The following is a 20,258-nucleotide window of genomic DNA, read 5'->3' on the forward strand; positions in this document are numbered from 1 at the left end:
TCGTTGCGAGAGTGATAGTAACTGCACACAGCTCCCATCGGATCGCCTGTGGGGACCGCGGCCGGGCGGTCCGCCGCATCGACCTGACCCGTGGCCAGTGTCGGCCGCCGTGGTCGGGGTGCGAATGAACCACCGCCACCGCCACCGCAGGGAGCGCCGTCCCGAATCCTGGAGGGTCCATGAGCAGGAGATCGAAGATCTACGCGGCCCTGGTGGCCGCGATCGTCCCGGCCACTGCCGTGATCGTGACGCTCGGTGCGTCACCGGCCGGTGCCGCGATCGGTGGTTCCGGCCCTTATCCCGCCGACTACGAGACCTCGGCCAGCCTGGCCAATCACACCATCTTCCGGCCCCAGACGCTCCCGGCCGAGCGCCTGCCCATCCTCGTCTGGGGCAATGGTGGCTGCTCGGCCAATGGCCTGTCGCAGGGCAACTTCCTCCGCGAGATCGCCTCCCACGGGTTCCTCGCCATCGCCAACGGCGCCCCGAACGGGTCCGGCTCCACCAGCGCCCAGATGCTCACCCAGTCGATCGACTGGGCCGTCGCGGAGAACTCCCGGCAGGGCAGCAAGTACTACGGCAAACTCGACACGTCCAAGGTCGCCGTGGCGGGCTTCTCCTGCGGCGGCCTGGAGGCATACGCCGTCTCGAACGACCCGCGCGTCACCACGACCGGCATCTTCAGCAGCGGCTTGTTGAATGACGCCGACGACTACCAACTCCGGAGACTGACCAAGCCGATCGCGTACTTCATCGGCGGGCCCAGCGACATCGCCTATCCGAACGCCATCGACGACTGGGGCAAGCTGCCGGCCGGGCTGCCCGCCTTCATGGGCAACCTGAACGTCGGGCACGGCGGCACCTACGACCAACCCAACGGGGGCGAGTTCGGCCGGGTGGCGGTGCTCTACCTCAAATGGCGGCTGAAGGGCGACACCACCGCCGGCACCAACTTCGTCGGCACCGACTGTGGCCTGTGCCGCAGCCAGTGGAGTGTCCAGCAGAAGAACCTGACCCTCGACGGCGACCCGCCGCCCACCACGCCGCCGCCCACCACCTCTCCGACCACCCCGCCCACCACTCCACCGACCACCCCGCCCAGCGGGACCCCCGCCTGCACGGCCGCCTACGCGGTGCAGGACCAGTGGAACAGTGGATTCGTCGCCAACGTCAGCGTCACGGCGGGAAGCACCGCACTCACCGGCTGGCGGGTCACCCTCAACCTGCCGAACGGAGCCTCGGTCAGCTCGATGTGGAACGGTGTGAACAGCGGTACCAGCGGCACCGTCACCGTGACGAACCAGAGCTACAACGGACGGCTGGCCGCCGGTCAGACCACCAGTTTCGGGTTCCAGGGCGCCGGCAACGGTGGCGGAGCCACCGTCACCTGCACGGGCATCTGAGCCCAGATCCGACGGGACAGACCCCTGGACGGGCCGACGCCGGGTCGGCCCGTCCAGGGGCTCGACCCCGGCGTGCGCGCAGCGCACCGGGGTTTGAAGTCAGGGCAGCCAGCCGGGACGGACCAGGCCGGCCTCGTACGCGAACACCACCAACTGGGCGCGGTCCCGGGCGCCGAGCTTGACCATCGCCCGGGACACGTGCGTCTTGGCGGTGGCTGGACTGACCACCAGCCGCGCGGCGATCTCGTCGTTGGACAACCCGGTGCCGACCAGCGCCACCACCTCCCGCTCCCGCTCGGTCAGCTCGGCCAACCGCCGGGGCGCGGCCGGCGTGGCGGTACCGGCGGCGAACCGTTCGATCACCCGCCGCGTCACACTAGGCGACAGCAGCCCGTCGCCGGCCGCCACCACCCGCACCCCCTGGATCAGCTCGGCCGGTCGGGTGTTCTTCACCAGGAACCCGGCGGCACCCGCGCGCAACGCCTCACCGACGTACTCGTCCAACTCGAACGTGGTGAGCACGACGATCCGCACCCCGGACAGCTCGGGGTCGGCGGTGATCTGCCGGGTGGCGGCCAACCCGTCCACACCGGGCATCCGGATGTCCATCAGGACCACGTCGGGAACGGTCTGCCGGGCCAGCCGGACCGCCTGTGCACCGTCGCCCGCCTCGCCGACGACGGTGATGTCCGGCTCGCTGTCCAACAGCGCGCGAAAGCCCGCCCGGACCAGCACCTGGTCATCGACGAGCAGTACCCGGATCACGCTGTCGCCTCCCGTGTCTCGTCGCTGCCCAGCGGCAGGGTGGCGCGTACCCGCCAGCCGCCGCCGTCCGGCGCCGGGCCGGCGGTCAGTTCGCCGCCCAACGCGGCGGCTCGCTCCCGCATCCCCGTGATGCCGTTCCCCGCCCGTGGAGCAGGACCCGGATCCGGCGGCCGCGTGCCGCCACCATCGTCGTCGACCTCGACGACCAACGCCTCCTGCCGATACCCGATGGTGACGGTGGCGGCGGCACCGGGCCCGGCATGCCGGCGGATGTTGGTGAGCGCCTCCTGCACGATCCGGTACGCGGCTCGATCCACCGCAGCGGGCAACGGCCGGGTCGTCCCGTCGATCACGGTCCGGGTCGGAAGTGCGGCGTCCTCGGTCAGCTCGGTCAGCCGGTCCAGCCCCGGCGCGGGGGCGCGCGGCGCGGTCTCGCCGGCCGGGTAGAGCGTGTTCAGCACCGCCTGGACCTCGCGCAGCGCCTCCGCGCTGGACTGCGCGATCGCGTCGAGCGCCGCCCGCGCCTGTTCCGGGTCGCGGTCCATCAGGTGCAGACCGACCCCGGCCCGCATGTTGATCAGCGACAGGTGGTGGCCGAGTACGTCGTGCAGTTCGGCGGCGATCAGCAGCCGTTGCTCGCTGGCCCGGCGGCGTTGCCGTTCCTCGGAGAGCCGCCGCTGCTCCGCGATGCCGTCGCGGACCCTGGCGGCGACCAGGATGCCGATCTCGGTGACCAGTCCGGCACCGGCGATCAGCGCCAACGCCGCCAGGGCCTGGCTCAGGGCGGCGCCGCTGACCAGCACCCAGGTGGCGAACGACCCGGCGATCGCCGTCGCCACCAGCCACCGGTGGCCGGCGGCCATCGCGACCGCCGCGCCGATCATCGGCGCCAGCCAGGTGACCCCGACCGGCCGGTCCAGCAGGTGGTACGTCAGGGTCGCGGCGATCACGATCAGGAAATTCCGCCTCGGGAACCGGTGCCGGTCGGCAAGGGCCAGCCCGCTGAACGCCAGTAGCACGTACCCGATGATTCCGACGCTGGCGTGCTGCCAACCGGCGAGCACCGCGGTGCCGACGGGCTGCGCGATCGCGGTCAGCACCGCCAGCCCCGGCCCGGGCCGAGGTGCCGGCCGCCCGCCGGGCGACGCCAGTTCGGCACCGGAGCTCGACCCGCTCATGCCCGCACTGTAGGCCGACCGGGGTCGCCTGCGGCAGCCCGGACGGGAGCAACCCGGCGTACCTCCGGCGGAGTAGCCAGCTCCTGCCGCTGCCGCCCGGGGAGTAGCCGCGGTGCCGCCGTCGCGCCGACGCGCCGCCCGGGCACGACCGGCAGGCTCTGTCGCAGAGCAAGCGACATCTCACGACGAGGAGTTCCCTGATGAAGGCGATCGTGCAGGACCGGTACGGCTCCCCCGAGGTGCTGCGGCTGCGTGAGGTCGACGTCCCGGCACCCGGCGACGACGAGGTGCTGGTCCGGGTACGGGCAAGCTCGGTGAACGCGTACGACTGGCACGCCATGCGGGGCGACCCATACCTGGCCCGACTGACGTTCGGGCTACGCCGGCCCGCCGCGACGGTCCGGGGTCAGGACTTCGCCGGCCGGGTCGAGGCGGTCGGCCGCGCGGTGACCCGCTTCCGGCCCGGCGACGAGGTGTACGGCGAGGCCGGTCCCGCCGGGGGTGCGTTCGCCGAGTACGTGTGCGTGCCCGAGAAGCTGGTCGAGGCGAAACCGGCGAATCTGAGCTTCGAACAGGCGGCGGCGATCCCGCTGGCCGCCACCACCGCACTGGTCTGCCTACGCGACGGCGCTGAACTCCAGGCCGGACAGCACGTCCTGATCAACGGGGCGTCCGGCGGGGTGGGCACCTTCGCGGTGCAGTTGGCCAAGGCGTACGGCGCGCAGGTGACCGCGGTGTGCCGGACCCGCAACGTCGAACTGGTCCGCTCGCTCGGCGCGGATCATGTCGTCGACTACACCCGGGAGGACTTCACCCGTACCGACGCGGTCCGTGCCGGACGCCGTTACGACGTGCTGCTCGACCTGGTGGGCAACCGCTCGTTGACCGGTCTCCGGCGGATCCTCACTCCGGACGGATCGCTCGTGCTGTCCGGAGGAGGCGTGTTCACCGGCGGCAGCCTCCTCGGGCCGATGAGCCTGCTGATCCGGGGGCCGCTGGTAGGGCGTCTCGTCCGGCAGCGCATCGTCGCGCCGTTCGCGGCCGCTGGTCGGGGGCACCTCGCGACGCTGCGGGAACTGGCCGAGTCCGGCAGGTTGACTCCGGTCGTCGACCGGACCTACCGGCTGGACGAGGTGCCGGACGCGATCCGGTACGTCGAGACCGAGCACGCCCGCGCCAAGGTCGTCGTGCGCGTGCTGCCCAACCACTGACGGTGATACAGCCCTCGTTTCACCACCTATCGGTGTCGTTGCTGCAACGATGCAAGACGTGGGAACTGCGAAGACTACGACGCCCGCCATCTCGCCCCTCACCGGCGAGCCGATCAAACCTGCCGATGCCGAGCGGCTAGCGGGAGTGCTGAAGGCATTCGCCGACCCGGCCCGGCTGCGACTGCTCAGTCTGATCCAGTCGTCGCCGACCGGGGAGGCGTCCGTGAGTGACCTCACCGCGCCGCTCGGACTCTCCCAGCCGACGGTGAGTCATCACCTTCGGATCCTCACCGAGGCCGGTCTGCTCGAGCGGGACAAGCGTGGCGTCTGGGCGTACTACCGCCTGGTGCCGTCCGCGATCGCCGCGATCGCCGACCTGTTGACGCCACCGCGCAAGCGAGCGGCGAAGAAGAGCCGCTGACCGGGACGGTCGTCGGCCGGCACCTGTGCCGGCCGACCCGGCACCTGGCCTGCACGACGTCACCGAACCGATGGCCGTTCTCGTGGCCATCGGTCCGTCGGCGTTCGCGGCCGACATCGGATGTGGTGGCCACATGGTGGGCGATTCACCGGAAATTCATCGACGTTCATCTATAATTGTCGAAGCGTGGATCCCGTCCCATCCATCCGAGTCAGGACAGAGCCATGAAACGCATCCCGCTGAGAGCCACTGTGCCCGTCGGGCTCGCGATCGCCTTGATCGCCGGCCCGCTGGGGACACCGGCCACCGCGCAGGCGACCGTACCCATCACCCTAACCGGCGCCAGCGCCACCAGTCCCAGCACTGACGTCACCATCGCCGGGCGGGCCGTGACGATCACCGCGCCGGGCACCTACGAGATCAGCGGCACCCTCAACGACGGCTATCTGAGCGTCGACACCGCCGCCTCGGGTGCCGTGAATCTGATTCTCAACGGCGCCACCATCACCAACTCCAGCAACGCACCGCTGCAGGTGGCCGACGCCGACGAGGTCGTGATCACACTCGCCGCCGGCACCACCAGCCGGCTCTCCGACGCGACCCGCTACGTCTATCCGGACCCGAGCACCGACGAGCCGAACGCCGCCCTGTTCAGCAAGGCGGACCTGCGGATCAACGGAACCGGCGCGCTGGCCGTACGGGGCAACGCGTACGACGGCATCACCAGCAAGGACGGCCTCGTCATCGAGTCGGGCACGATCACGGTGAACGCGGTCGACGATGGTGTCCGGGGCAAGGACTTCCTCGACATCACCGGGGGAAGCCTCGACGTGACCGCCGGCGGCGACGGCATCAAGTCCGACGACACCGAGGCGGACCGTGGCCGACTCGCCATCACGAACGGCACCGTGCGGGTGAACGCCGGCGACGACGCCATCAAGGGCGAGAACACCGTCGCCATCTCCGGCGGCACCGTCACCGTCACCAACTCCTACGAGGCGATCGAGAGTAGGCAGGTGACCATCAGTGGCGGCACCGTGAACGTGACCGCGCGCGACGACGCGATAAACGCGGTCGAGGACGGGTACGGCGACTTCGACGTGGCGCCGAACGCGTTCGTCCGGTTCACCGGCGGCACCACCCTGGTCAACTCCAGCATCGACGGCATCGACTCCAACGGCTCGGTGACCTTCGCGGCGGGCACGGTCGTGGTCAGCGGGCCGAGCACCGGCAGCCCCGGTGAGGGCGCGATCGACTCGAACGGCCCCGTCTACTTCACCGGCGGCACGATGCTCGGGGCGGGGTCGACATCGATGGCGGTGCTGAGCCTGCCGCCGACCTCCGGCCAGGGTTGGGTTGCTCCCCAACTGTCCAGCAGCCAGCCGGCCGGCACCCTGCTCCACCTGGTCTCCGGCGGCCAGGTGCTCGCCTCCTATCGCGCCCCCAAGAACTTCCGCGAGGTGGTCTTCTCCTCCAGCCGGATCCAGCACGGGCAGACCTATGAGGTCTACCTGGGCGGCAGCCTCTCCGGCACGACGATTGGCGGCATGGCCACCACCGGTGGCAGCATCGCGGGAGCCACCCGACTGATGACCGCCACCGCCGGGCAGTACCGCGGCGGCCTGGTCGGCTGGCCGCCCGGCGGCCCGGGCTGGCCGCCGCCCACCACTCCGCCGCCCACCACCCCGCCCCCCAACCCGACCACGCCGCCGCCGAACCCGACGACCCCGCCGCCGAGCGCTGGCGGATGTACGGCGGCCTACAGCGTCGTCGGCCAGTGGCAGGGTGGCTTCCAGGGTGAGGTGCGGGTCACCGCGGGCTCGTCCGCGATAAATGGTTGGCGGGTGACCTGGACCTTCGCCAACGGCCAGGCGATCAGCCAGGTGTGGAACGCGACCATCAGCGCCAGTGGCTCGGCGGTGACGGCGACGAACGTCTCCTTCAACGGCTCACTCGGCGCCGGCGCCAGCGCCACCTTCGGGTTCCTCGGCAGCTGGAACGGCAACAACACCGCTCCGACCCTGAGCTGCACCGCGACCTGATCGGACCCCACCGCTCGACAAGACGGAGCCCGGCACCACCCGGTGCCGGGCTCCGCTGGCGACCGGCCGCCAGACTGCTCGCATGGTGCCTCCGCGCTGCCACGTCTGCCACCACGAACCGGATCAGGCTCCGCCCGGCGCGGTGTGGTTCTGCGGCGAGCACGCACCGCTCGGCGAGGAACGGGAACGTCTGGGCAGCGTCACCGCACTGCGCGACATCGACGCAGTGCTGGGTCGCCTGCCGATGGCCAACCCGGCCGTTGCCGTTCAGACCGGCGGGAAACATCTGTACCGCAGGTGTTCGCCTGACCGATGACCCAGCTTTGTGGCATGGTCGAGTAGAAACATGTTCATGTTTGCCTATGAGCGGACATCACCCCGACCACTGTCACCACCACCACCACAACGGGTCCGACGACGAGGTGCCGTACGGCCAGGTCAACGTCGCCCCGGCGTTCGGCCGCCGAGCGCTGCTGGCCGGCACCGGCGGCGCGCTGATGCTGGCCGCGCTGCCGACCTCCGCCCGAGCGGCCAACACGACGATGGCCAGCGCCCCGACGGCGGCGGCCGGTGCCGCGCGGACCTCGCTGATCACCCAGGGCACGATGCTGGTGCACGCCGACATGCACAACCACACCGTCGTCTCGGACGGCGACGGTAGTCCCGAGGCCGCGTTCGCCTCGATGCGCGAGGCCGGTCTGGATGTCGCCGCGCTGACCGACCACGCCACGCTCTTCGCCATCGAGGGGATCAGCTCGTCGGAGTGGCGGACCACCGGTGATCTCGCCAACGCCGCGAACGACCCGGGCAAGTTCACCGCGATCCGCGGATTCGAGTGGTCACACCCGCTGCAGGGGCACATCAACGTGTGGAACACCTCCGACTTCGCCGACCTGTGGCGGGCCGGCAGCACCGGCAGCCTGTACCGCTGGCTGATCGGCCGGCCGGGCGGTCTGGCCAGCTTCAACCACCCCGGGCGGGAGGTGGGCCGGTTCGACAACTTCTCGTTCAACGCCTCGGCCCGGGATCAGCTGGTGGGGTTGGAGATGTTCAACCGCACCGACGACTACCTGTTCGAGGGCTGGTCGTCCGGGATGACCTCGCCGCTGGTGGCCTGCCTCAACGCGGGCTGGCGGCCGGGCCTCACCGGCGTCACCGACGAACACGGCACCACCTGGGGCTTCCACGAGGGAAAGGGTCGCAGCGGCCTGTGGGTCACCGAGAACACCCGCGCCGCGGTGTTCGAGGCGATGGCGGCCCGCCGGTCCTTCGCCACCCGCGTCTCCGGCCTGCGGGTGGACGCCACGGCCAACGGCGTACGCATGGGTGGTGTGCTGAACGTGGCCTCCGGCGACGTGCGGTTCCTGCTGGACCTCGACCGTGGGCCGGCCTGGGACGGTAAGCCGCTGCGGATCCAGGTGCTGCGCCCTGGCGCGTCGGCACCGACCGTCGTCGACGTCGTCGACACGGTGAACGGTCGGGTCACCGACTTCACGGTGCCGCTGAACGTCGCCGACGGCGACTGGGTGGTGCTCCGGATCTCCGATCCGTCGCTGCCCAACGGCACGCCCGGCCCGGCCGGTCACCCGTGCAACGACTTCGGCGTCGCGTACACCAGCCCGTGGTGGCTACGCCCCTGAGTGTGACCGTGTCGTCCGGCACGGGTTGGCGCGGCACCAGCAGGTCGTCGAGGTAGCCGGCACGGGACCGGATCGCCATGGTGGGCCGACGACGGCACGTCGTCGGCCCACCATGTGCCTGTTGGTTACCGGACCCGAAGCCGCTGGTGGAACCCGGCAGCGGGCGCGTAGTTCCGGTCACCGGAGTAGGCGACGTGGACCGGGTACACCCCGGCCGCCAATTCGGCGGTTGGCAGCTTCACCACGGCCTTGCCGCCGGCCAACGGCACCACCTGGGTGGCGCCACCGAAGGTTACGGTGATCTCACCTGTCACCTTCGGTGCCTTCTTGTGGCCGGCCTCGGCCCGCACGTCTACGTGCAGCTTGAAGGTGCCGCCACGGACGATCGACGCTGGCGTGGCCTTTGCCTTGATCACGGTCCGTGCCGTGCCCACGGTGTCGACCTCCGACCACAGGTGGTCGCGAGCGAAGATCGTGAACAGTTGGCTCGCCGTCATGCCGTCGTGCGCGCCGGGGACCTGGGTCGTCCTGGCGGCGTATCCCCGAGCCCGGAAGTTGTCCGCGATGGCGTTCTGGGCGTTGAGGTTGCCTTCGAAGACACCGTTGCCGAGGAACACGAAGAGGTCGTCGTCGCCGACTGCGGCCGCGACGTTGTCGTAGTCCTGGGCGGACAGGGACGGGTTACCGGAGAAGTGCCCGTAGTAGGCGAACGTGGTCGGGTAGCCCCTGATGACGTGGGCGCCGGTCATGCCGCCGTAGGAGAACCCGGCGTAGGCCCGGCCTTCCCGCTCGGTCGAGACGTTGTACCTCTCCTCGATGAGCGGAAGGATCGTCTGGACCAGGTTGTTGGCGGCGTTCGTCTGGTTGTAGGAACCGAAGCCGAGGCTGGTCCCGGTGAAGTGGTTCCCCATGGTGACCACGACCGTTGGCTCGATCTCGCCCTTGGCCGTCATGTTGTCCAGGATGTTGGGGACGTTCGCCGGGACCATGAAGTCGGTCTCGTCACCGAAGATGCCGTGGGCGAGGTACGCCACCTTGTACGGCTCCGCCCGTTTGGGGTTGTAGTTGGCCGGCAGGTAGACACCGAGGTAGTGGCCGCTGTCGCCCAGGATCGTGGTGTAGGGGATGTAGTTGACGGTGCCCCGCTTCTTGCGGTCCGCGATCGGGAGTTCGTACTCCGCACGCCCCTTCAGCACCGGGTCGTTCTGCTTCCTGGCGTACGGCACGTACACCGCATCGAGGACGTCGTTGTTGCGCACCCGGAACGAGGACTCGCCCGGCGGGCGAGGGTTCGTCGAGGCGGGATCCCAGATGCGCTTGTTCTCCCAGCCCTGGGCCGGGTCCCAGACCCGGTACCAGTAGCTGATCCCGCCAGCGTGCAGTGGCAGCGATACCGACCAGTAGCCCTTCGGATCCCTGGTCATGTCCCTGAGGAACTCGGTGCCTCCGGAGTGGTACCGCCCCGGCTGCCACTCCTCCGGCTGGTACCGGGTGTTGCCGGTGCCGACGTCGAGCAGCGTGAGATCTCCGGCAAGGCGGACCTGCGTCGCGGTGGGGTTGTGGTATACGAACGTGACGGTGTACCCGGTCGGTGAGCCGCGATCCGGCTTGACGGTCGCACCCTCCACCACCTTGTGCTTCCCGGCGGCGGCTGGTGCGGAGATGATGGCGCTGGCACCAACACCGAGCGTGATGATCGTGAGTAACGAGATCGCCCGGCTGAGCCGGCGTCCGATCGGTCTCCTCATCTGGGACTACTCCTCTATGGTCTCGCGCGGCCTCATTGGGATCTACGGTTCCTCCGGTCCATCGACCACCGAGGGACGTTCCCGCCTCACCTCCAGCCGAGGTCCTGTTGGGCGCGGCTCGCCCCACAGGACAACCTGTGCATGTCTCCACGTCAGCTCGGTGATCTGCTAAATCGAATTAGCTTCGACAGTGTGGCCGGGGTCACCTTCGGGTGTCAAGGGTGTTGCGGCGGTGTTACCTGATCTGTCGCTCCTGCGCACGGCCCGACGGTGTGGGCGATCGCGGCGATCGATCCGGCCGACCGTCGACCGTTCCGAATCGCGGATCGACATCCGTGGCAGCTGGGGGTCGGCGCGGCCTCGAAGGTGGCCAGCGGTGTCCGCAGTGTCCGGGATCACCCGATCGGGCGGCGACGTGAAAAGCGCGTTAAGAATCGGCGATTCCTCGTGATGGTCGCGTTATGGCCCCTGTCGTTGGGGGCGAGCGGCGTTGTGATTGCGGGGCGCGGCCGGATGGGGTCGCGCGGGACCTGTTCCGGAATGAGGAGTCAGACGTGTCTGACGTGGTGTACGTGGTGCTGACGGTGGTGCTGTTCGCGGCGCTGGCTCTGATGGTGAGGGGCGTGGAGAAGCTGTGAGCGCCGTCAACGCCGTCGGCCTGGTACTGGCGATCGGCCTGGCCGTGTTTCTGGTGGTTGCCCTGCTGTTCCCGGAGCGCTTCTGATGACCGCGACGACAGCCGGAGTGCTGTTCATCCTCACGCTGGTGGTGGCGCTGGCCGTCGTCCACCGGCCGTTCGGCGATTACCTGTTTCGGGTGGTGTCCGGCACCCGGCACTCTCGTGTCGAGCAGATCGTCTACCGGATCGTCGGGGTCAACCCGGCCGCCGAGCAGAGCTGGGGCGTGTACGCCCGTGCCGTGCTCGCCTTCTCCACCATCTCGATCCTGTTCCTGTACGGGTTCATGCGACTGCAGAATCACCTGTGGCTTTCACTCGGCTTCGACCCGGTGGCCAGCCACGGCGCGTGGAACACCGCGGTGTCGTTCGTGACGAACACGAACTGGCAGTGGTACTCGGGTGAATCGACCATGGGTCACCTGGTGCAGATGTCCGGGCTGGCGGTGCAGAACTTCGTCTCCGCCGCCGTCGGCATCGCGGTGGCGGTGGCTCTGGTCCGGGGCTTCGCCCGCAGCCGCACCGGGGAACTGGGCAACTTCTGGGTGGACCTGACCCGGATCACACTGCGGGTCCTGCTGCCGATCTCGGTGCTCGGCGCGATCATGCTGATGATCGGCGGCGCGGTGCAGAACCTGTCGGGTGGCACAGAGGTGACCACCCTGACCGGCGGCACTCAGACCATCACCGGCGGCCCGGTGGCCAGCCAGGAGGTCATCAAGGAGCTGGGCACCAACGGTGGCGGCTTCTACAACGTGAACAGCGCGCACCCGTTCGAGAACCCGACCACCTGGACGAACTGGCTGGAGATCTTCCTGCTCCTGGTGATCCCGTTCAGCCTGCCCCGGGTCTTCGGCCGGATGGTCGGCCAGGTACGGCAGGGCTACGCGATCGTCGCGGCGATGGCGGTCCTGGCGGTCGCGAGCATCGCCCTGACGAACGTGTTCGAGCTGACCGGCGACGGCACGGTGCCGCAGGCGGTGGGCGCGGCGCTGGAAGGCAAGGAGGTCCGGTTCGACGTGTCGAACTCGGCCACCTTTGCTGCCGCCACCACGCTCACCTCCACCGGTGCGGTGAACTCGTTCCACGACTCCTACACCGCGCTGGGTGGCATGATGCCGCTGGTCAACATGATGCTCGGTGAGGTGGCCCCCGGTGGTGTCGGTGCCGGCCTCTACGGCCTGCTGATCCTGGCGGTGATCACCGTGTTCGTCGCCGGTCTGATGGTCGGCCGGACGCCCGAGTACGTCGGGAAGAAGATCGGTTCACGGGAGATCAAGCTCGCCTCGCTGTACTTCCTGATCACCCCGGCTCTGGTGCTGATCGGCTCCGCGGCGGCGTTCGCCACCGGCAACAACTCGACGGCGCTCAACGTCGGGCCGCACGGCCTGTCCGAGGTGCTCTACGCGTTCACCTCGGCGAGCAACAACAACGGCTCCGCGTTCGCCGGCATCACCGTGAGCACGCCCTGGTGGAACACCGCGCTGGGCCTGTGCATGCTGCTCGGCCGGTTCCTGCCGATCATCTTCGTGCTCGCTCTGGCCGGCTCTCTCGCGCGCCAGCAACCCACCCCCACTTCCGAGGGCACCCTGCCCACGCACCGGCCGCTGTTCGTCGGGATGGTCGTCGGCGTCACGGTGATCCTGGTCGCGCTGACCTTCCTGCCCGCCCTCGCGCTCGGCCCGCTGGCCGAAGGGCTGTGACCATCATGAGAGAGAAGGACATGACCACCTCCACGCCGGCGCCGCACGGCACCGCCGACGCGGCGACCGCCGGCACCCCGGCCACTCAGGGCGACCGGGGCGGCGGCCTGCTCGACCCGAAGCAGATGCTCAAGGCGTTGCCGGACGCGCTGCGCAAGCTCGACCCGCGCACCCTCTGGCGCAACCCGGTCATGCTGATCGTCGAGATCGGGGCGATCTTCACCACCGCACTCGCGGTGGCGGACCCGTCGGTGTTCGCGGTCGCGATCACCGCCTGGCTGTGGCTGACCGTCATCTTCGCCAACCTGGCCGAAGCCGTGGCCGAGGGCCGGGGCAAGGCACAGGCCGCCGCCCTGCGCCAGGCGAAGGCGGACACCGTCGCCACCCGCGCCGTGGGCTGGACCGCAGGCGCCGCACCCGGCACCTTTCGCACCGAGTCGGTGCCCGCTCCACAGTTGAAGCAGGGTGACGTGGTCGTCGTCGAGGCCGGGGAGATCATCCCCGGCGACGGGGACGTGGTGGAGGGCATCGCCAGCGTCGACGAGTCGGCGATCACCGGGGAGTCGGCTCCGGTGATCCGGGAGTCCGGTGGTGACCGTAGTGCGGTCACCGGCGGTACCAAGGTCCTCTCCGACCGGATCGTCGTGACGATCACGCAGAAGCCGGGGGAGAGCTTCATCGACCGGATGATCAACCTGGTCGAGGGCGCCAACCGGCAGAAGACGCCGAACGAGATCGCGCTGAACATCCTGCTGGCCGCGCTGACGATCATCTTCTTGCTGGCCGTGGTCACTCTCCAGCCGCTCGCGATCTTCTCGAAGAACTACCAGGGCGCGGCCCCAGACACCCAGGCGATCACCGACGCCGGCGTCAGCGGGATCGTGCTGGTGTCACTGCTGGTCTGCCTCATCCCGACCACCATCGGGGCGCTGCTGTCGGCGATCGGCATCGCCGGCATGGACCGCCTCGTGCAGCGCAACGTCCTCGCCATGAGCGGGCGGGCCGTCGAAGCCGCAGGCGACGTCAACACCCTGCTGCTGGACAAGACCGGCACCATCACCCTGGGCAACCGGCAGGCCGCCGAGTTCCTCCGGGTCGAGGGCGTGGACGTCGCGAGCGTCGCCGACGCCGCGCAACTGTCCAGCCTCGCCGACGAGACCCCCGAGGGCCGCTCCGTCGTCGTGCTGGCCAAGAACGAGTTCGGGCTGCGCGAGCGGGAGCCGGGCCTGATCCCACACGCCACGTTCGTGCCGTTCACCGCGCAGACCCGGATGAGCGGCGTAGACCTCGGGGCCGAGAGTGTCGGTGGCGAGACGCGTCGCATCCGCAAGGGTGCCGCCGCCGCCGTGATGAAGTGGGTACGCGAGAACGGCGGCCACCCCACCGAGCAGGTCGGCCAGATCGTCGACGAGATCAGCGGCCTCGGCGGCACCCCGCTGGTCGTCGCCGAGCACGTCGACGGCGAGCCGGCCCGCGCGCTGGGCGTCATTCACCTCAAGGACGTGGTGAAGGCCGGCATGCGGGAGCGGTTCGACGAGATGCGCACGATGGGCATCCGGACGGTGATGATCACCGGCGACAACCCGCGTACTGCCAAGGCCATCGCCGACGAGGCGGGAGTGGACGACTTCCTCGCCGAGGCCACCCCGGAGGACAAGCTCGCCCTGATCCGCAAGGAGCAGGAGGGCGGCCGCCTGGTCGCGATGACCGGCGACGGCACCAACGACGCCCCGGCGCTCGCCCAGGCCGACGTCGGCGTGGCGATGAACACCGGTACGTCGGCCGCAAAGGAGGCCGGCAACATGGTCGACCTCGACTCCGACCCGACCAAGCTGATCGAGATCGTGGAGATCGGCAAACAGTTGCTGATCACCCGAGGAGCGCTGACCACGTTCAGCATCTCCAACGACATCGCGAAGTACTTCGCGATCATCCCGGCCATGTTCGCCGGCATCTACCCCAGTCTGGACGCCCTCAACATCATGCGGCTGGCCAGCCCGGAGTCGGCGATCCTGTCCGCGGTCATCTTCAACGCGATCATCATTGTCGCGCTGATCCCGCTCGCCCTGCGCGGCGTCCGGTACCGGCCAGCGTCCGCCTCGAAGCTGCTCAGCCGCAACCTGCTGGTCTACGGCCTCGGCGGCATCGTGGCGCCGTTCGCCGGCATCAAGATCATCGACCTGCTCGTCCAGCTCATCCCAGGGATCTCGTGATGCGCCTACCCACCTGGCTCGCCCAACACCTCGCCGCACTGCGCGCGCTGCTCGTCTTCACCGTGCTGCTCGGCCTCGCGTACCCGCTCGCGCTGGTCGCCATGGGACAGGCCCCCGGCCTAGCGGGCCGGACGGACGGATCACTGCTGGCCGTCGACGGACGGACCGTCGGCAGCTCGCTGATCGGCCAGTCCTTCACCGACGGGGACGGCAACCCCGTCCCGCGCTACTTCCAGTCCCGCCCCTCCGCCGCCGGGGACGGCTACGATCCGACCGCCACCGCCGCCAGCAACCTGGGCCCGGAAAGTGTCGTCGACATCCTCGCCGCTGACCCGGAGGACTCCACGCCGAGCCTGCTCACCCAGGTCTGCGCGCGCAGCAAGGCCGTCGGCGAACTCGACGGTGTGGACGGCCGTCGACCGTACTGCACCACCGACGGAGTCGGCGCGGTGCTCGCGGTGTTCCGCGCCGACGGGCTGACCGGGGCGGTGACCCGGGTGGTGAGTGTCAACCAGGTCGTACCGGCCACACCGTTCCTCACCAGCTACGAGGGCGTGCCGGTGGAACTGGCCCGGCCCGGCGAGGACTACGTCGCCGCCGGTGGCCTGGTCACTCCGATCCGGGGAGACGCACCGGCCGACCCCGCGGTACCCGCCGACGCCGTCACCGCCAGCGGCAGTGGACTCGACCCGCACATCTCCCCGGCGTACGCCGAGCTACAGGTGAACCGGGTCGCACGGGAGCGTGATGCGGACCCGATGGTGGTCCGCCGTCTGGTCGAGGAGCACACCAGCGGCCGGTCGCTCGGCTTCATCGGCGCACCCGGAGTCAACGTGCTGGAACTCAACCTGGCGCTCGACCGGGAGTTTCCCGTCGGCTGAGACATTCGCAAAGGGCCTCTTGCGGTACACATGGCGAGGACAGGGGGCCCTTTCCGTCGAGAAGGGAGGGGTGCGGTGGCGCGAGGGGAACTGCGCATCTATCTCGGCGCCGCACCCGGCGTCGGGAAGACGTACGCGATGCTGGAGGAGGCGCACCGACGCGCCGAGCGCGGCACCGACGTGGTGATCGGGCTCGTCGAGACCCACGGTCGTACGCACACCGCCGCGATGATCGGCCACCTCGACCAGGTGGCCCGGCGCACCATCACCTACCGGGGCACCGAGTTCACGGAGATGGACCTGGACGCGGTGCTCGCCCGGCGGCCCGAGGTGGCCGTCGTCGACGAGCTGGCGCACACAAACGTGCCCGGATCTCGCAACGACAAGCGATGGCAGGACATCCAGGAGCTGCTGGACGCGGGAATCACCGTGCTCACCACGGTCAACATCCAACACCTGGAGTCGCTCAACGACGTCGTCGCCCAGATCACCGGGGCCATTCAACGGGAAACGGTCCCCGACGCCGTTGTCCGCGCCGCCGAGCAGGTCGAACTCGTCGACATGACTCCCGAGGCGCTGCGCCGTCGGATGGCACACGGCAACATCTACCGGCCCGACAAGATCGACGCCGCGCTCGGCAACTACTTCCGCGTCGGCAATCTCACCGCCCTGCGCGAACTCGCGCTGCTCTGGCTCGCCGACAGGGTCGACGAGCAACTCGATGCGTACCGCGCCCAGCAGGGCATATCCGCCACCTGGGAGGCCCGCGAACGGGTTGTCGTCGCCCTGACCGGCGGGCCGGAGGGAGAGACGCTGATTCGTCGCGCGGCCCGCGTCGCCGCCCGCAGCAAGGGCGCCGACCTGCTCGCCGTGCACGTCGCCCGAAGCGATGGGCTCGCCGGTGCCGACCCCGCGCAACTGGCCCGGCAACGGGTGCTGACGGAGCGCCTCGGCGGCACGTACCACGAGGTGCTCGGCACCGACATTCCCGCCGCGCTGCTGGACTTCGCCCGGGGCGTCAACGCCACCCAACTGGTGCTCGGTGCCAGCCGCCGGGGCCGCCTCGCTCAACTGTTCTCCCGGGGCGTCGGGGTCACCACCACGGCGCTGTCCGGTCCCATCGACGTACACCTGGTCACCCATGCCGAGGCCGCTCGCGGTCGGCGCGGTCCGGCGGTGCCCGCCGCGCTGTCCCGGCGGCGCCGGTTGTACGGGTTCGCGCTCACCGTCGTGGGCGTGCCTGCCCTGACCGCGTTGCTCAAGGCGTTGCCCGACCTCACCCTTACCAACGACATCCTGATCTTCCTCGCCGCGGTCGTCGGCGTCGCGCTCGTCGGCGGGCTCTGGCCAGCCCTGCTCGCGGCCCTGGTCGGATCTCTCCTGCTGAACTGGTTCTTCACCCCGCCCTTCTACACGCTGACCATCGCCGAGGCGGACAACCTCCTCGCCCTGGGTGTCTTCGTCGGCGTCGCCGTGGCGGTGAGCTGGGTGGTCGACGTGGCGGCTCGGCGTACCCGCGAGGCGGCCCGGGCCTCCGCCGACGCGCAGACCCTGGCCACCGTCGCCGGCAGCGTCCTGCGCGGGCAGCGGCCCCTGCCGGCGCTGCTGGAACGGCTTCGGGAGACCTTCGCGCTGCGCGCGGTAAGCGTGTTGGAACAGACCGGCGAGGCGACCGGCCGCCCCGATCGGGACCGGGAGGTGCACGCCTGGCGGGTCGTGGCCAGCGTCGGTGAGGCGCCGGCCGGCACTCCGAGCGCCGGCGAGACGGCCGTACCCGTCGATGACCGGCTGACCGTCGTGCTCTGCGGCCGGCGGTTGGCGGCCGCCGACCGGCGCGTCGTCGAGGCGTTCGCCGCGCAGGCTGCCGTCGCGCTCCGGCAGGAGCGCCTCGCCGAGGAGGCTGCCGCCGCCCGGCCGCTGGCCGAGGCCGACCGGATGCGCACCGCACTGCTCGCCGCCGTCAGCCACGACCTGCGTACCCCGCTGGCCTCGGCGAAGGCCGCCGTGTCCAGCCTGCGCAGCCCGGACGTGGAGTTCGACCCCGAAGACCGGGACGAACTGCTGGTGACCGCAGACGAGTCCCTCGACCGGCTCGACCGGCTGGTGGCCAACCTGCTCGACATGAGCCGCCTACAGGCCGGGGCACTCGGCATCACCGTCGCATCGATCGGTCTGGAGGACGTCGTGCCCCGCGCCCTGGACGAGCTCGGCCCACCCGCCGCCGATGTCGGCACCGACATTCCGACCGATCTGCCCGCGGTCACCGCCGACCCGGGTCTGCTGGAGCGGGTGTTGGTCAACCTCGTCGCGAACGCCCTGCGGCACAGCCCACCCGGACAGCCACCCACCATTACCGCCAGCGCCCACTCCGGCCGGGTCGAACTCCGGGTCATCGACACCGGCCCCGGCATCCCCGAAGACCAGTGGGACCACGTGTTCCTGCCGTTCCAGCGCCTCGGCGACCGGGACACCACCACGGGCGTCGGTCTCGGCCTGGCCCTCTCCCGCGGGCTCGCCGAGGCGATGGGCGGCAGCATCAATCCCGAGACCACCCCCGGCGGAGGACTCACCATGGTGTTGCGACTACCCGCCGCGACCGCAGCGATGGAGGGTGCGCCGGAATGACCCGGATCCTCGTCGTCGACGACGAACCCCAGATCCTACGCGCCCTGCGCATCAACCTGCGGGCCCGCGGCTACGACGTCGATGTCGCCGGCACCGGAACCGCCGCGCTGAAGGCCGCCGGAAGCCACCCACCCGATCTCGTCGTGCTCGATCTCGGCCTACCCGACCTCGACGGCGTCGACGTCATCCGTGGGCTCCGTGGCTGGACCGCCGTCCCCATCATCGTGCTGTCCGGCCGCGCCGGCAGCGACGACATGGTCACCGCCCTCGACGCGGGTGCCGACGACTACGTCACCAAGCCCTTCGGCGTCGACGAACTCCTGGCTCGCATCCGCGCCGTCACCCGTCGGCACACCACCGGCGCGGACCCGGCCAGCCGCATCGCCCAACTCGGCCGGCACACCGTCGACCTCGCCACTCACACTGTCGTCCGCGATGACGGCATCGAGATCAAACTGACCCCAACGCAGTGGGCGGTGCTCGAAACACTGCTCCGCAACCCGGGCAAGCTGATCAGCCAACGCCAGCTGCTGCATGACGTGTGGGGACCGGGGTACGAGACCGAAACCGGCTACCTGCGCCAGTACCTGGCCCAGCTACGCCGAAGACTCGAAGCTGACCCCGCCCGGCCTCGTCACCTCATCACCGAACCCGGCATGGGTTACCGCTACCAGCCATGAATCGAACGGCGACGACCGCCACCGTCGCCCAGTGGAATGGTGTCGGCAGGCCGGCCGGCTACTCCGTCGCCACGGTGCGCAGGCGTACCCATTTGTCGATCATCGAATGCACTTTCTCCTGGATATTCGAGGCGCAGGGGGTCATGGGTCGATCAAGGTGCGAGCGACGAAATCCGCACAACCGATATCAATAGACGATCATTGATATCTTGTCCGATTGGTGTGATACTCGGTGGAAGCGCTCCCAACCCGTCCCGGCGAGCGCCTCAGAATTGGAGGATGCACCGTGAGTTCACACCATCCCCACCGATCCGGCCGGCGATCCCGGCCCGCCGTCCGGGTGCTGGTCCTGGCCCTCGCCGTGGTGGCCGCCATGCTGCCCTGGACGGGTGCCGCCCAGGCCCACGGCACCGTGATCAACCCGGCGACCCGCGCCTACCAGTGTTGGCAGAACTGGGGCCACCGGCACATGGATCCGGCGATGCAGACGCAGGACCCGATGTGCTACCGGGCGTTCCAGGCCAACCCCGACACCATGTGGAACTGGATGAGCCAGCTGCGGGACGGCCTGGGCGGGCAGTACCAGGCCCGTACGCCCGACGGGCAGCTCTGCAGCAACGCCCTCTCCCGGAACGACACGGTGAACCAGCCGGGGGCCTGGAAGGCGACGAACGTCAGCCGCAACTTCACACTGCGGTTCTACGACCAGGCCAGCCACGGCGCTGACTTCTTCCGGGTCTACGTCACCCGGCAGGGCTTCAATCCGAACTCGCAGCGCGTCGGTTGGGGAAACATCGACCAGATCCTGCAGACCGGGCGCTATTCGCCGACGCAGAACATCTCGTTCAACGTCTCGATCCCGTCCGGGCGTAGCGGCCAGCACGTCCTCTTCGTGATCTGGAAGGCGTCACACATGGACCAGACCTACATGTGGTGCAGCGACATCAACATCGTCTGATCCGCACGACCGCCAGGCGCAACTCGGCTCCGGCCCGGAACGACCCGGGTTGGAGCCGAGACGTCTCGGCAGCGGTGGTCGGGTGCGTCCGTCCGGTTCTCCGGTGGCCTGCTC

16 protein-coding genes are annotated in these 20,258 nt (G+C 69.8%); 13 read left to right on the plus strand and 3 right to left on the minus strand.

Annotation, left to right across the window (positions count from 1 at the left end):
* The first annotated feature begins 179 nt into the window (after nt 1–179).
* The gene (locus KBX00_RS24685) at nt 180–1,403 is read left to right on the plus strand and encodes a cellulose binding domain-containing protein (RefSeq protein ID WP_210830446.1); all 1,224 of its coding nucleotides are present in this window, start codon (nt 180–182) and stop codon (nt 1,401–1,403) included.
* A 99-nt stretch (nt 1,404–1,502) separates the two neighbouring features.
* On the opposite strand, the gene KBX00_RS24690 is transcribed toward KBX00_RS24685, so the two are convergent.
* A complete protein-coding gene (locus KBX00_RS24690; protein WP_210830447.1) occupies nt 1,503–2,168 on the minus strand; it encodes a response regulator transcription factor in 666 nt (221 codons plus the stop codon).
* Nucleotides 2,165–3,346, minus strand: a complete 1,182-nt coding sequence (locus tag KBX00_RS24695; protein ID WP_210830448.1) for a sensor histidine kinase — start codon at nt 3,344–3,346, stop codon at nt 2,165–2,167. Before KBX00_RS24695 ends, KBX00_RS24690 begins: the two co-directional genes overlap by 4 nt.
* A gap of 200 nt (nt 3,347–3,546) precedes the next feature.
* On the opposite strand from KBX00_RS24695, the gene KBX00_RS24700 reads away from it, so the two are divergent.
* The 5 genes from KBX00_RS24700 (at nt 3,547) to KBX00_RS24720 (ending at nt 8,660) form a co-directional block, all read left to right on the plus strand.
* Entirely contained in the window at nt 3,547–4,557 is a 1,011-nt protein-coding gene (locus KBX00_RS24700) for an NAD(P)-dependent alcohol dehydrogenase (protein ID WP_210830449.1), read from the plus strand.
* Nucleotides 4,558–4,606: 49 nt separating this feature from the next.
* Nucleotides 4,607–4,978: a helix-turn-helix transcriptional regulator gene (locus KBX00_RS24705; protein ID WP_210830450.1), complete on the plus strand. Its 372-nt coding sequence runs from the start codon at nt 4,607–4,609 to the stop codon at nt 4,976–4,978.
* A gap of 224 nt (nt 4,979–5,202) precedes the next feature.
* Nucleotides 5,203–7,020, plus strand: a complete 1,818-nt coding sequence (locus KBX00_RS24710; protein ID WP_210830451.1) for a carbohydrate-binding domain-containing protein — start codon at nt 5,203–5,205, stop codon at nt 7,018–7,020.
* An 82-nt stretch (nt 7,021–7,102) separates the two neighbouring features.
* Nucleotides 7,103–7,336, plus strand: coding sequence for a hypothetical protein (locus tag KBX00_RS24715; RefSeq protein WP_210830452.1), 234 nt, complete (start codon nt 7,103–7,105; stop codon nt 7,334–7,336).
* Nucleotides 7,337–7,382: 46 nt separating this feature from the next.
* Entirely contained in the window at nt 7,383–8,660 is a 1,278-nt protein-coding gene (locus tag KBX00_RS24720) for a CehA/McbA family metallohydrolase (RefSeq protein ID WP_301548555.1), read from the plus strand.
* 125 nt (nt 8,661–8,785) lie between these two features.
* Here the strand turns inward: KBX00_RS24720 and KBX00_RS24725 are convergent, their stop codons facing one another.
* Nucleotides 8,786–10,408, minus strand: a complete 1,623-nt coding sequence (locus KBX00_RS24725) for an Ig-like domain repeat protein (RefSeq protein ID WP_210830453.1) — start codon at nt 10,406–10,408, stop codon at nt 8,786–8,788.
* A 634-nt stretch (nt 10,409–11,042) separates the two neighbouring features.
* Between KBX00_RS24725 and kdpF the strand changes: the two genes are divergently transcribed.
* The 7 genes from kdpF to KBX00_RS24760 all read left to right on the plus strand — a co-directional run bounded on the left by kdpF (nt 11,043) and on the right by KBX00_RS24760 (nt 20,144).
* Nucleotides 11,043–11,132, plus strand: a complete 90-nt coding sequence (gene kdpF / locus KBX00_RS24730) for a K(+)-transporting ATPase subunit F (protein ID WP_074475088.1) — start codon at nt 11,043–11,045, stop codon at nt 11,130–11,132.
* Nucleotides 11,132–12,787, plus strand: a complete 1,656-nt coding sequence (kdpA, locus tag KBX00_RS24735) for a potassium-transporting ATPase subunit KdpA (protein ID WP_210830454.1) — start codon at nt 11,132–11,134, stop codon at nt 12,785–12,787. The genes kdpF and kdpA overlap by 1 nt, the downstream gene beginning before the upstream one ends.
* Before the next feature lie 20 nt (nt 12,788–12,807).
* Nucleotides 12,808–15,000 (plus strand): potassium-transporting ATPase subunit KdpB, encoded by a 2,193-nt coding sequence (kdpB, locus tag KBX00_RS24740; protein WP_210830455.1) that lies wholly within the window; start codon nt 12,808–12,810, stop codon nt 14,998–15,000.
* Nucleotides 15,000–15,881: a potassium-transporting ATPase subunit C gene (locus KBX00_RS24745; protein ID WP_210830456.1), complete on the plus strand. Its 882-nt coding sequence runs from the start codon at nt 15,000–15,002 to the stop codon at nt 15,879–15,881. Before kdpB ends, KBX00_RS24745 begins: the two co-directional genes overlap by 1 nt.
* Nucleotides 15,882–15,956: 75 nt before the next feature.
* Nucleotides 15,957–18,506, plus strand: coding sequence for a DUF4118 domain-containing protein (locus KBX00_RS24750; RefSeq protein ID WP_210830457.1), 2,550 nt, complete (start codon nt 15,957–15,959; stop codon nt 18,504–18,506).
* Nucleotides 18,503–19,186, plus strand: a complete 684-nt coding sequence (locus tag KBX00_RS24755) for a response regulator (protein WP_210830458.1) — start codon at nt 18,503–18,505, stop codon at nt 19,184–19,186. The genes KBX00_RS24750 and KBX00_RS24755 overlap by 4 nt, the downstream gene beginning before the upstream one ends.
* 286 nt (nt 19,187–19,472) lie before the next feature.
* Nucleotides 19,473–20,144, plus strand: a complete 672-nt coding sequence (locus KBX00_RS24760) for a lytic polysaccharide monooxygenase (RefSeq protein ID WP_307869070.1) — start codon at nt 19,473–19,475, stop codon at nt 20,142–20,144.
* Nucleotides 20,145–20,258: the final 114 nt, after the last annotated feature.

The organism is Micromonospora sp. C95, from assembly GCF_018070465.1.
GTDB lineage: Bacteria > Actinomycetota > Actinomycetes > Mycobacteriales > Micromonosporaceae > Micromonospora.